Source organism: Candidatus Nanohalobium constans (genome assembly GCF_009617975.1).
Classification (GTDB): Archaea; Nanohalarchaeota; Nanosalinia; order Nanosalinales; family Nanosalinaceae; genus Nanohalobium; species Nanohalobium constans.
This window is the reverse complement of sequence record NZ_CP040089.1, coordinates 532,383-544,610: the sequence shown is the minus strand read 5'-3', so window position 1 is coordinate 544,610 and position 12,228 is coordinate 532,383. Positions and strand designations below refer to the sequence as shown.

At 42.5% G+C, this 12,228-nt stretch carries 11 protein-coding genes and 1 tRNA gene; 6 read left to right on the top strand and 6 right to left on the bottom strand.

Annotation, left to right across the window (positions count from 1 at the left end):
* Nucleotides 1-52: 52 nt before the first annotated feature.
* A complete protein-coding gene (locus tag LC1Nh_RS03240; RefSeq protein ID WP_153550274.1) occupies nt 53-763 on the top strand; it encodes a hypothetical protein in 711 nt (236 codons plus the stop codon).
* Here LC1Nh_RS03240 and LC1Nh_RS03235 read toward each other — a convergent pair.
* Genes LC1Nh_RS03235 through LC1Nh_RS03220 form a run of 4 tightly spaced genes read right to left on the bottom strand, consistent with a single transcriptional unit; the run spans nt 749 to nt 3,992 of the window.
* Nucleotides 749-1,399 carry an HD domain-containing protein gene (locus tag LC1Nh_RS03235; protein WP_153550273.1) on the bottom strand — a complete coding sequence of 217 codons (651 nt, stop codon included), beginning with the start codon at nt 1,397-1,399 and terminating at the stop codon, nt 749-751. The genes LC1Nh_RS03240 and LC1Nh_RS03235 overlap by 15 nt on opposite strands.
* Before the next feature lie 33 nt (nt 1,400-1,432).
* Complete coding sequence (locus LC1Nh_RS03230) at nt 1,433-1,858, bottom strand: toprim domain-containing protein (protein ID WP_153550272.1); 426 nt, start codon at nt 1,856-1,858, stop codon at nt 1,433-1,435.
* Complete coding sequence (locus LC1Nh_RS03225; protein ID WP_153550271.1) at nt 1,855-3,063, bottom strand: hypothetical protein; 1,209 nt, start codon at nt 3,061-3,063, stop codon at nt 1,855-1,857. The genes LC1Nh_RS03230 and LC1Nh_RS03225 overlap by 4 nt, the downstream gene beginning before the upstream one ends.
* A gap of 11 nt (nt 3,064-3,074) precedes the next feature.
* On the bottom strand, nt 3,075-3,992 hold the full coding sequence (locus LC1Nh_RS03220; protein WP_153550270.1) for an ArsR/SmtB family transcription factor: 918 nt from the start codon (nt 3,990-3,992) through the stop codon (nt 3,075-3,077).
* Between the two features lie 168 nt (nt 3,993-4,160).
* Between LC1Nh_RS03220 and glmS the strand changes: the two genes are divergently transcribed.
* Together glmS and LC1Nh_RS03210 are read left to right on the top strand one after the other, a co-directional pair.
* Nucleotides 4,161-5,891 carry a glutamine--fructose-6-phosphate transaminase (isomerizing) gene (gene glmS / locus LC1Nh_RS03215; protein WP_217906999.1) on the top strand — a complete coding sequence of 577 codons (1,731 nt, stop codon included), beginning with the start codon at nt 4,161-4,163 and terminating at the stop codon, nt 5,889-5,891.
* A gap of 40 nt (nt 5,892-5,931) precedes the next feature.
* The gene (locus LC1Nh_RS03210; protein WP_153550268.1) at nt 5,932-6,390 is read left to right on the top strand and encodes a hypothetical protein; all 459 of its coding nucleotides are present in this window, start codon (nt 5,932-5,934) and stop codon (nt 6,388-6,390) included.
* Between the two features lie 9 nt (nt 6,391-6,399).
* Here LC1Nh_RS03210 and LC1Nh_RS03205 read toward each other — a convergent pair whose 3' ends face one another.
* On the bottom strand, nt 6,400-7,095 hold the full coding sequence (locus LC1Nh_RS03205) for an MBL fold metallo-hydrolase (protein ID WP_153550267.1): 696 nt from the start codon (nt 7,093-7,095) through the stop codon (nt 6,400-6,402).
* Nucleotides 7,096-7,164: 69 nt separating this feature from the next.
* Here LC1Nh_RS03205 and LC1Nh_RS03200 point away from each other — a divergent pair.
* Nucleotides 7,165-7,247, top strand: a tRNA-Leu gene (locus LC1Nh_RS03200).
* Between the two features lie 113 nt (nt 7,248-7,360).
* Nucleotides 7,361-7,579, top strand: coding sequence for a DUF433 domain-containing protein (locus tag LC1Nh_RS03195; protein ID WP_153550266.1), 219 nt, complete (start codon nt 7,361-7,363; stop codon nt 7,577-7,579).
* On the opposite strand, the gene LC1Nh_RS03190 is transcribed toward LC1Nh_RS03195, so the two are convergent.
* Nucleotides 7,576-7,929 (bottom strand): DUF5615 family PIN-like protein, encoded by a 354-nt coding sequence (locus LC1Nh_RS03190; RefSeq protein ID WP_153550265.1) that lies wholly within the window; start codon nt 7,927-7,929, stop codon nt 7,576-7,578. The genes LC1Nh_RS03195 and LC1Nh_RS03190 overlap by 4 nt on opposite strands.
* Before the next feature lie 111 nt (nt 7,930-8,040).
* Here LC1Nh_RS03190 and LC1Nh_RS03185 point away from each other — a divergent pair, with 111 nt between their 5' ends.
* On the top strand, nt 8,041-12,132 hold the full coding sequence (locus tag LC1Nh_RS03185; RefSeq protein WP_153550264.1) for an Eco57I restriction-modification methylase domain-containing protein: 4,092 nt from the start codon (nt 8,041-8,043) through the stop codon (nt 12,130-12,132).
* Nucleotides 12,133-12,228: the final 96 nt, after the last annotated feature.

Genomic DNA, 12,228 nt, shown 5'->3' with positions numbered 1-12,228 from the left:
CTCGGTTAAAAAATTGGATATTTATTCAAAGTTTTTTGAGCTTGTTGAGTCTATGGAGGGAGAAGTAATACAGGATCTTTTGAATGGAGAGACTTTGCCTGCTGATAAGGTATTTCAGCAGCTTGAGGATCCGAGACTGGTCAAGCTAACTGAGAACTTTCCTGATGGAAAAGGCATTGAAATTGATGGTGAAAGAAATCATATTAGCCTGGAAAAAGGATTTGCGTATAAGGCAAAACGCGATCTAGAGAGAAGAACTATTCCTGGAGTCCTAGGAGAAAAAAAGAGGAGTGTTCTTAGAAGAATAATGCCTTTTCCCAGAATACACGCAGAATACAGGACTGAGCTGGTTGAAGAGTTTGGTGATTATAACATATCTCTCTACACTGATCCAGATAACTTTGTGACAGTTTACCATGCCGCTAAAACACCGCAGGAAGCTGAAGAAATAATAAGGGATGGAAAGATCAAGCCCAATATCAATTCAAGATTACGGGAAAAAATTGGTGTAACTCCTGTAATTTATACAAATGAAGATCATAGGGAGATGAGATTCTATCTTGATGGTGAAGGTGTTGTCTTCGAAATAGAAGTACATGAAGCTCGACTCGGGTATGGAAACCACTCAGATACTCTTACAGATGAAATTGACTTAGAGAATGTAGTCTCAGTATATCCTGAAGAGAAAGCTGAACACTATGAAGCCCTGCTAAAATCTCAAGGATACAATCCTGATATAAATCAGTCTTTAACTGATTTCTAAAATATCTTCGCCGTCAACCTCTTTCTCCATTCGCTGAATTACTTGTTTCTGCTTCTCCAGTCTTTCCTCTGCAACTTTCTTTGTATGCTCAAAGTGCATTTCTACTATCTGTTCCTGGTATTCGTCAACTGCAGTGTTCCAGAAGTAGTCCAGACTTTCTTTGAAGCTTCTCTCGTGTTGTGCTGCGTAATGTATCTGCCGCCAGAGATTGCTGACACCAAAGTTTGATAGTTTATCGGCGTCTTGAACTATCTCTCCTTCTACATGTTCTGCTTCTGAGTGGTGGTTCCGGATAATTTCCCTGATTTTCTCAAGTTGATCTTTGGTCACAAACTCTGAGACATATTCTCCGACGATCTTTGCACCTCTCTCATCGTGACCCTCATGTCCTTCAAATGGATCCATCTCACCTTCCTCAATATCCTTGGATCTGCCGATGTCATGGTACAAAGCCGCGATCTCCAGAATTTTCTGGTCAACATCCACATCCAGTTCTTCTTCCAAGTTCAAGACCATTTTATGAGTAGTTGTCAGGTGTTGGTATCGGTAGTTCTTACCGCCTGCAAGTTCGCTGTAACCTGAGAAAACCTGATTTAACCTAGACTTCAACTCCTCCAGCTCATCATCCTTCAGCATATAAATTACTCAGAACAGTTAATCTCTTAGAATTCACGGGTTAAAGAAGAGCTGGTCCATCGCTGCCTCCACAAACTTCTCCTCTTTATCATCGAAAAGCGGTCTGATATCCTCCACAGCTCTCCTGTCTGTGGATGTAAGTTGTGCCCCGAATTTCTGCCTTGCAGATCTTATTACATCAATCTCTTTATCCAGTTCCCTAGAAATTTCCTTGGACGCTTCCTCTCCGTGAGAATCGAAGTCTGTGAGAACAGCTGTTCTCTCCGATCCTCTTGAGACATCTTCAACCAGATCTTCAACTGTTTTTTCGGCCGACATAAAGATTTTGCCTTCGAAGCCAAGTTTCTGGATCATCTTCTTGTCGTCCCAGCCTTCTACGATTATAGAGTCTACTGTCTTCTCTATTTCCTGGATCACATTTTCCAGCTGGTTTTTCTCGATGTAGTCTTCTTTGTTCATTTTTGTTGTGTTTTACGGGCGATTTTCTTGCTGTAGACAGGGTTTACGGCTGCGTGGAAAATATTTTTCACACTCTGCTTGTAGCTTTCCAAACTCTCAGAATTACCGTAATTGACTGTCAAATCTTCTTCAACACTTAAATCTTGAACCCATTTGTCGCCATGGAACTCTCCGAACTCTTTCCGACTGTTCACACTCCTATCCTTGATTCGGGAAACGGCATCGTCATTCAAAAATGCTTCAACCCTGTGGTTAACATCGTCTTCGGATGAAACACGCATCTTGAAACCAAGTTCGTCGGAAACCAATTCGATAAAACCGTCTCTGTACTTCTTCTCTACCTCAAATTTTGGCATAAATACTTCTGCCATCGTCTCAGGAGATACAACTCCAAGAACCTCCTGAACTCGTTCCTTGAACTGTTTAGGTGGGCATGCAAACCTTGAGTCTACATCGAAGTTGTGCAGTGATACATAGTATCCTTCTCCGTCAATATACTTCTCTACATCTTCCGCTCGTTCCTCTGCCTTTTCCGCCTCCTCAGGCGAGTAAGGAATATCAATAAGGAAAACCTGATTCCGCTCCGAATGCTTCATGACGGCATCCGCAGGTGGAGAAAAGCTGAGATTATCGAATGGTGGTGTATAGAGCTTCAGTCCGACGAAGTCTGATTCTAGCCGGGAAAGATCTTCCCTTACCTTTTCCAGTCTTTTCCTGAAAGGTCCAAGAGACTGATGTAGGAGTCGGGCTTGGCTCTGGCTCAGTTTCTTTCTCTTCACCATCTTCGCGACATCTCGGACGATTTTATCAGTGTCAGTATAGATTAGTTCTTTTTGCAGGAACTGGTGGAGTCCTTTGAACTCTACTGTTTCGTACTGGCTCTCAGCTTTTCCTGGAGTGATAAAGATGCCCTTAACTTCGTGATCGGTAAGTTCTGATAGTTCTAATCCGACATCGACAGGGTTGGATTTGATCTGTTCGATGTATTTCTTCATCCTTTTCTCGTCTTCTTCCCCAATCTCGCTTTTGTTCTTGGCATCCAATATCCATATTTCTTTCTTGTCTTTCCTGGTGATCCTGGCGAATGCGTCTGGTCGTGAGTTGTCGCTGAGACTGCCCACTCTCTCGAAGAAGTCCATGTATCCTTCGTACTGTCTGAGAAGGTCAAGGACATCGGTCTGAAATACCTTCCAGTCTCTACCCATTTCTATCTGCCTCACTGTTCACTGGTTTCGATCACCTTGTAACTATCTATCTCGCCGTCGCTGTTTAAATCCAATCCTCTGACCACGGCGTAGAACTGGCCTGCTGAATAGTCTTCAACAACTTCTTCAAGATCCTGGAACGCCTTGACAGCGGCTTTAGTCCCTTTATTCTGCACTCCAGCTACCAGAAATATCTTCTTCTCCCTGTCCTCAGGATTGGATGTCTTAGCAATCACACCGATCCCTCCATCACTGTAGCTGTCCTCAGGAGTCTCCAGCTTTCTGTAAGGAAATTCCTCGCTTGGGAAGAAGGCAGGAAAGCTTTCGTTGAACTCTTTGGCAACCACATTCGTCAGCACGCCTCCCAGTATCAACATGTTCTCCTCCCAGTCCTCTTCCCCTACTACCTCTGTATCAAGCTTGACAACCGGGTTTTCTGTCCTGGAGTAGTTTCCAAGTTTGAACGCTATCTCTCCGGCTAGATGTCCGTCCAGTGCCTGTACCTGGTCTGGTCCGTGCTGCTCTGCTGAGCCAACTACGATAGAACCATTCAGCTCTGAGTCTTTGATTAATGGTTTCAAGAAGCTGGATACTTCTTCACTGTGTTCTGGCATGGGGAAACTTTCTCCTTTTCCGCCGAGGTCCAGTACGAATCCTTTCTGTGTTGGCCTGTAGTATGTTGCTTCTCCCCCGGATTTCTCCTCTTTTCTTTCAACCTCTATCAGACCTGCGTCTTCCAGTTTCTCGAAGTGGTAGTACATCTTCTGTTTACTGCAGTCGAAGCTGTCTGAAAGCGCTGAAGGATAAGAAGGTTTCTCGCTGAGGTTCCGGAGTACTTCAACCCTGATCTCTGAGTTAAGTGCTTCGAGCTCTTTCTCCGTCAGCTCTCCAGCTTCTATCAGGTTTTCGTCTCGGACAAAATCAACCATTGTCAAATATTTTTGACTGGATTTATAAATTCCTTTGGAATGTCTCGCTGAGAACTGCTGTGAAGGGCTCCGTGTCAGGAAAACAGGTAGCAGTCAAAAACTTTTTTCACCAGTTTTCTATACTACTTCAGGTTTTTAAACAGATTGGACTCCTCATAGATGATTGTTATGTGCGGAATTGTCGGATACAATGGAGACAGAAAAGCGTCCGAGATAGTATACAGAGGACTGAAGAAACTTGAATACCGTGGCTACGACTCAGCAGGTATCGCCACAGCAGGAAACCCGACAGTTAAAGTAGAAAAAGGAGAAGGAACAATCGACGATGTATCACCAGAGAAAAAAGACGGCACATCCGGAGTAGGACACACAAGATGGGCCACACACGGTGGAGTAAACGACACAAACGCACACCCACACAGAGACTGTACAGGAGACATCGCAGTAGTCCACAACGGAATAATAAACAACTACGAGGAACTCAAAGAAAAACTAGAAAACAGAGGACACGAATTCAAGTCCGAAACAGATACAGAAGTAATACCACACCTTCTCGAAGAACAACTCGAAGATGAAAAACCGCTGCATGAAGCAGCACAGAATGTCGCAGATACTATAGAAGGAAGCTACGCAGTAGTAGCAGTACTCGACACAGGAGAACTAGTAGCATTCAAAAATGAATCACCACTCGCACTAGGGGTTGCAGACGAAGAATTCTTCCTGGCCTCCGATGTAACACCATTCCTCGAACACACAGACGAAGCCATTTTTCTAGAAGACGGTGAAGTAATCACATTGAATGGAGACTACCAAATCTTCCAGAACGGTGAAGAAGTGGACAGAGAGCCTAGAAAGGTTGACTGGGATGCAGAAGAAGCGTGTAAAGAAGGACACGAGCACTTCATGGAGAAAGAAATCAAGGAACAGCCTCAAACTGTCAAAAAAGCAGCTTTCCAGGATGAGACGGATATGAAGGAAGCAGTTAAGATGGTAGAAGATGCAGAAACAGTATACTTGACTGGTTGTGGAACAGCCAGCTTTGCAGCAAGTCTAGGAGCCAAATACCTGAGAGAAGCCGATGTAGAGGTAGTCACAGAACAAAGCCACGAACTGGAGTACAGGACAGATGAGATAAATGAAGATGATCTGGTGATTGCTGTCAGCCAGTCTGGGGAGACAGCTGACCTGCTCTCAACGCTCGATGATTCTCCAGCACCGACACTGGCAGTCGTCAATGTAGTAGGCTCGACACTCGCAAGGCAATCAGAACATACACTATTCGTCAATGCAGGACCGGAGATTGGAGTAGCATCCACAAAAGCATTTACAGCTCAGATAGCGGTACTCAAACTTGTACAGTACGCCCTTCAAGATGAACTCGAGGAAGGCAGAAGAAGTATACTAGAAACAGCAGAGAAACTTGATGAAGTGTTGAGGAAGAATGAGGGGTTGATGGATGATATCAGTTCTTATCTTCAGGAGAAAAATCATGTCTTCACCATCGGTAGAGATAAAGGTCATGAGATGGCGCAGGAAGCAGCCTTGAAACTGAAAGAGCTATCCTACATCCATGTTGAAGGTTTCCCGGGTGGAGAGTTTAAGCACGGTAATCTGGCGCTTATTGAGGAAGGAGTACCGGTTATCAGCTTCTTGAAGGATACGGGTTACGAGGACGCTATTTCCAATACATTGGAGGCAAAGAGTAGGGGCGCTGATATAATCGGAGTAGGTTCAGAACCAGTTGACAAGTTCAGATTCTTTATTGAGATTCCGAAGGATCCTAACAGTGAAATCTTGGAGATTGTGCCTTTCCAGATGATCGCGTACCTGACTTCGGTGAAGAAGGGTAATGATCCTGATAAGCCGCGGAACCTGGCGAAGAGCGTCACAGTTAAGTAGAATGTAAAGGGTTTTAACTGCTGCACTAGAAAAAGTGTGTATGAAACGAACAGTTGTGCTTCTAACCCTTCTTGCATTTTCAGCAGTTGTATCCGCTCAATCAGTCCCGGACTCGGATTCAGGTCTACAGGAGTTTAAAGAAACATACAACAATCAGACTGAACAAGTTCCTGGCTTTGTAGGAGATATAGTTGGCGGTGAAACAGTAAACATTAATTTCAAGTCAAATAATTCTTCTGAAACGCTTGGAGCCAAGTTCAGTGGCGTGGAGATTCAGAATATTTCCCGTCAAGGTTTTGATGACTACACTCTGGAGGTAAATGTGACTGATGGTGCTGTAAGCTCGGTTGTGGAATCTGAGAAACCTTACAAAGAGCTTAGAGAACAGCTTGATGAGGAAAATATAAGCTATGAGACAAACAGTATTGGAGCAGGGCTTAAGGTAACTATTTTTGAGACGCTTGGCAACCTGGCTTCAATGATAGGTCTCGAGTTCTAAAAACAGGTCTTATTTCTCTTCTTCTCTTAGAATCTTGCATTCAATATTTCTATCGGTTAACTCGGCGCGAAACTCCTTTGCCTCAGGTCCCTTTCCCGGAAAGAATGGCTCACCATAATGATAAGGTACAACCATCTGAGGCTTGATCCTTACAGCAGCCTGGACAGCATCATCGACATCCATAGTATACTCTCCCTCAATAGGAAGGAACGCCAAGTCAACCCTTTTCTCCAAGCTACGCATCTCATCAGTCAAACCGGTATCACCAGCAACATAGAAACTAGTACCGTCTAACACAAAACGATAACCAACACCGCTCCCACGAGTATGATGCTCATTATACATCGGAACAGCCTCAATCTCCACACTGTAAATATCAATATGCTCACCCTCCTTCAAAAACTCGGTATCACGAAAAGGAAGACCTTCCATCGACTCAGGACACACAAAAACAGTCCTATCCGACATAACACTCTCCAAAGCCTCCTCATCATAATGCCCAGCATCAGAATGAGTGATCAAAACAATATCAGCAGTAAAATCAGTATCAACCTTTGAGAAAGGATCAACAGCCACAGTAAAACCATTATCACTTACATGCATAGAAGCATGACCCTCCCACTCAACACTAAAACCCTTGAAATCCATCAAAAATACTACTCCCCAAACAAGAATCAACAAATCAGTCTTAAATTCTCTTCCCAAAAAATGATGAGAGAACAAACCCAATAAAAAAGCTTAACCCCTCAAAACCTATACACAACCAAGACTTGAGCGGGGGTAGCCAAGTGGTCAAAGGCGCTGGCTTTAGGAGCCAGTCGGTTAGCCGTTCGCAGGTTCGAATCCTGTCCCCCGCATCTCTCTTTTTGTTACTGTGCGGCATCATTTTCTGAAATATTTTAACTGTAATGTCCTAAAATGCTAGAAGAATACCATAACAGATAAAACAATTCAGGAAGAAGACTTGATTATGACTGGGATTGTCGAAACAGAGGATACGCTTCATGGCAAACCAAGAGTTCAGGGAACAAGGATAGGAGCAAAGACGCTCTATGAGCTCTACACACTCAGAGACATGTCTTTCGAGGAAATTGCCGAACAGTATCCAAGTATTACTCCTAAAGATGTAGAAACAGCAGTAGAATACATGGAGGAACAGGACAAAGATAAGGCAGCTGCTATAGCTTAAAATACTCCATAGTAATCTGATACTCTCCAGACATTATCCCTCAAATCTTCTTTCGGAATATTCTCCAATATCTTCTCAATTGTATCAGCAACTAGATTCCAGTCACGCAAGTGCATCTGATTATCAATCAAAATACCAAAATGCTCAAACTCTTCGTTTCTCTCCCTGAAATCCTCATCTTTAGTCAGTAGTGGAGCTTCACTCTCCACAGCAAAACTCAGGACTTCTTTGTCAGAAGCGCTACTTTCATGGCTCAAAATCTCTATATCTCTGCCTTCCAACTTATAACCTATCTGAATTGGAACATCCTCATCCAAAACAACCTCACTGAAAAACTCATCCTTTCCCATGTAAAAACTAAGAAAGGCAAATACAAAAATTCCTTTCCATGATCTTCAACTCAAAAATAGCCAGGAAAGATACTAAAAGAATCTGACCCGGAAAATTGAACAGGTGTCTCAGTGAGTCAAAAAACAGTTAGTAACTACAAAAACAACCTTTTCTCCAACCACTTTCTAGAAGAACGAATCCAAGACCTCGATGAATGGCAGGAAACTGATTTTGAGGAAAAATTTGACGAACTGGAAGAGATTTACGATGAGAAACAGAGTTTTCTGTCGGAGAAACTGAACGAGGATCAGACACAGAACAAGTTTATCGACCCGGTTCTGAAGCTTTTAGGTCATGAATGGGTTCCAGAAGCCAGAACTCGGGTTGGTTCTAAGAAGAAAGGCACGATGCTGAATCCGGATTATACTTTCATGGATTTGGAGACGCAGATGGATGTCCACGAAGACGATGAGAAAAGCCACTTCGATGTAAACTACGCAGTAGGAGACGCCAAAGCCTGGAACCGAACACTAGACAAATCAACACAAGATCATACTAACCCGGCATTCCAGATCTACAACTATGTCGACAGACTCAGGGCAGACTGGGGAATACTAACAAACGGAAAGAAATGGCGGCTCTACAGCTACGAAAAATGCGCAGCAGACATATACTTCGAAATAGACCTAGAAGAACTTCTATCAGGAGAAAAGACAGACGAGAAACTGGAACAGTTCAAGTACTTCTACCTATTCTTTAGAGCTGAAAGCTTCGAAGAAGGATTCCTGGAAAAAGTCTACCAACAATCAGTCGAATACAACGAAAGCCTAGAAGACGATTTAGAAGACAAAGTATACAATGCATTAGAAGTCGCAGTAGAAGGATTCTTCGAGACAAACGATATTGAAAAGACTGAGGAAAACATAGACTTAGTACATCATTCCTCACTGATCTTCCTTTACCGGATACTATTCATCCTAAACGCAGAAAGCAGAGACCTATTGCCAACAGACGACGAAGCATACAGACAAGCATTCGGATTGACAGAGCTCAAGAGAATGATTATAGATGAAGAAGAGGAGGACCCACTATTCCAAGACACCACGGTCGCCTGGGACAACAGACTCTCAAGACTATTCGAAGGAATCGACGACGGATACGACCTACACGAAACAGAAATACCTGCCTACAACGGAGGACTATTCGACGAAGAAAACGGAGAAGAAAACCAATTCCTAGCAGAAAACAAATTGTACGGAAGCTACATCAAAGAAATACTAGAACTCTTAGCCACAAACTACGATGAAGAAAAAGAACAAAGAGTAATACTCGACTACAAGGATTTAAACATTCGGCACTTAGGAAGCGTCTACGAAGGACTCCTAGAACACCAATTCAAAGCAGCAGAAGAAAGAAAAATCCTGAAAAACGAAGAATGGCAAAACTTCTCAGAAACAAGCAAAGACTGGGAAAGCTTTGATGAAGAGAAGAGAGTAGAGGAAAACGAGCTCTACCTCACAAACGAATCAGGCGAAAGAAAAGCCACAGGCTCGTACTACACACCAGAATACATCGTAGAATACATAGTAGAAAACACCGTCGGGCCCAAAGTAGAAGAAAAAATTGAACAAGCAGAAGAAAACAATGAGAATGTTCTACCAAAAGTCCTAGAACTGAATGTCTGCGACCCAGCAATGGGATCAGGACACTTCCTAACAGAAGCAACAGAATACATCGCCAACAAACTAGTAGAAAACGCAGACCTAGAAAAACAAGAAATAGACGAAAACGAAGACGAGTTGAACTGGGCAAAGAGACAAGTAGTACAGAACTGCATATACGGAGTCGACATCAACGAACTCGCAGTAGAACTAGGAAAACTAAGTCTCTGGATAGAAACAATGGCAGAAGGAAAACCCTTGAACTTCCTAGACCACCACCTCAAACACGGAAACAGCCTAATTGGATCCGACATAGATGATATTCAGACACATCCAAATGTTGATTCCAGAGACTCTGAAAACCTATCAGATTTCGGAGACTTCATAGAAGACGGAAAAAGAATCCTCAGAAACCAATACAGAAAAATAGAACAGATGCCAGAAAACAGCGTAAAACAGATCCACGAAAAAGAACAGAAATACAAAGAATTCATCCAAGAAAACATTGTATACCAGAATGTCAAGAAAATCTCCAATGTCCACACATACCAACACTTCAACGGAGAACTCTCAACAGACGAATACCACAGATTCACAGGATTCGTACACGAAGACCTAAAACAATTCAAAGACGAAGAATGGTACAAAAACGCCGAAAAAGACTCAGAAAACCGCAACTACTTCCACTGGCAACTAGAATTCCCTAAGGTCTTTTTTGGAGAGCAAGAAGGATTTGATGCAGTAGTCGGCAATCCTCCATATGTCAAAGTTCAGACTATGCCAGAAGAGATGAAAGATTTCTTCCGAGATAATTACTCTACAGTTAGCGGTAAATTTGACCTATATATTCCGTTTACAGAAAAAGCAGAACAGATAGCAGCTCAAGAGCAGAATTTTTCATACATCATGCCTTCTAAATTTACAGAAACTCAGTCAGGAAAGGATCTGAGAAAATTCTTTTTGGATTCTGCAACTTTGAAGCAATATATTGATTTCTCTGAGTTCCAAGTATTTGAGGATGTTATCACTTACACCTGTGTATTTATGGCTCAGAAGAGTTCTCCTGATGACAGTGATGAAATAGAATACAAGAAAATTTCTCAGCGATCAGATGTCGAACAAAAAGAATTCAATCGGATAAGTTATAGTGTATTAGATGAAGATACTTGGAACTTGAGTAAATATGGAAGCGAGCTGTATGAAATCTCGAAGAAACTGAAAGCCTCTGAAGAAACGGTTGCTCTGGATAGCGTATTTGAGCATATTTCAAAAGGAATTGATCCGGGTGGAAGTACAGATATTTTTGTTGTAAACCAGGAAACAGCAAAAGAACTAGAAGACGATTTAGTTAAAGAGGTAATACCAGGAGACTCAATTTCAAAGTACAATATTGAGTCAGATCAGTACATAATTTTCCCTTACCGAGAAGAAAATGGAGATTATGAAGTTATTCCTGAGGATGAACTAAGAGGCACTGAAGCCTATGAATATCTTAAAGAACATGAGAAAGACTTGAGAGATAGAGATTATGTCTTGGACGCCGGCAAAGAATGGTATGAGCTCTGGAACGAGAGACAGCCGATGAATCAAGAAGTAGAAAAGTTAGTAATCTGCAACATGTCAAAAGAAAATAGATTTGCCTACGATAGAGAATCAAGAAACACACTACATACCACATATTCTTTGATTCCAGAATCTTCAGAAGCAGATATTGCCTACCTGAACGGGGTACTATCATCAAAGTTGCTTACCGCCATTTTCTCCATTCAGTCAACTACCGTGAAAGGCGGATACTACCGGTACAATAGAATGTATCTGAAAGACCTGCCAATAACCAGTAAAGACAGATCACAAGAGAAAATAAGCAATCTTGTAGAGAAGATCTCTAAGGATAAATCAGAACTCAACACGATCAACTTAGACATCCAGGACTATCTTGGAAATTACTCAGACGGAAAAACCCTCGGTGATCTTTACAGTCCTGTTGAAGGCCTTTCTGATGAGGTTGTGAGTGATACTTCTGCTGATAGGGATAGTTTGAGGATTGGTAGTGTGGAGTTTGAGGAAAGCAACGACCAACTAATCTTGAAAGTTTCTGCTCGTTACAAGCCTGAGGACAGTGAAGGTATTGATGAGAGTGAGTTGGATCAATGGGGTTACCTTGAAACAGGTAAAGTTCCGGCGATGAAGTTCACAGGCCTGTGCAAGGAGATGAGGAGCCTGGTTCAGGAGTTTACAAAGTTGGCGGTTGATGAAGCCGGTGGTTTCGCAGACTTCAGAGAATCGGCCACAAAGACTAATTCCATTGTCGACAGATTAGAGAAGTTGACTTTGCCGAAGCTGGATGATGTAGAGCAAGGCCTGGAAAAATTCATCGAGAACAGGGAAGAAGCTGAGGAACTGGAAGAGGAGATTCAGGAGACTGATGAATTAATTGATGCGATCGTCTTCGACTTGTATGATTTGACTAGGGAAGAGGTTGAGACTGTCTTGGAGTCCTTGGATGCTGGAGAGAATGAGAAGGAGAGGGTTTTGGAGAAGTTTGGTGAAGTTTCTAAATAAGATATTTTTTATCTCCGTTTTTCGGAGTATACTCTGGAAAGTGGAGAGGTATTTGGTTTAGTTTATAAGTGTTCTCTCCGAATAATAGGTTAGGTG

Excerpts from the sequence above, each read along its gene's own strand:
- LC1Nh_RS03240 (WP_153550274.1), top strand. The coding sequence starts at position 53 with ATGGAGGGAGAAGTAATACAGGATCTTTTGAATGGAGAGACTTTGCCT.
- LC1Nh_RS03225 (WP_153550271.1), bottom strand. The coding sequence starts at position 3,063 with ATGGGTAGAGACTGGAAGGTATTTCAGACCGATGTCCTTGACCTTCTC.
- LC1Nh_RS03190 (WP_153550265.1), bottom strand. The coding sequence starts at position 7,929 with ATGGGAAAGGATGAGTTTTTCAGTGAGGTTGTTTTGGATGAGGATGTT.
- LC1Nh_RS03210 (WP_153550268.1), top strand. The coding sequence starts at position 5,932 with ATGAAACGAACAGTTGTGCTTCTAACCCTTCTTGCATTTTCAGCAGTT.
- glmS (WP_217906999.1), top strand. The coding sequence starts at position 4,161 with ATGTGCGGAATTGTCGGATACAATGGAGACAGAAAAGCGTCCGAGATA.
- LC1Nh_RS03235 (WP_153550273.1), bottom strand. The coding sequence starts at position 1,399 with ATGCTGAAGGATGATGAGCTGGAGGAGTTGAAGTCTAGGTTAAATCAG.
- LC1Nh_RS03220 (WP_153550270.1), bottom strand. The coding sequence starts at position 3,992 with ATGGTTGATTTTGTCCGAGACGAAAACCTGATAGAAGCTGGAGAGCTG.
- LC1Nh_RS03195 (WP_153550266.1), top strand. The coding sequence starts at position 7,361 with ATGACTGGGATTGTCGAAACAGAGGATACGCTTCATGGCAAACCAAGA.
- LC1Nh_RS03230 (WP_153550272.1), bottom strand. The coding sequence starts at position 1,858 with ATGAACAAAGAAGACTACATCGAGAAAAACCAGCTGGAAAATGTGATC.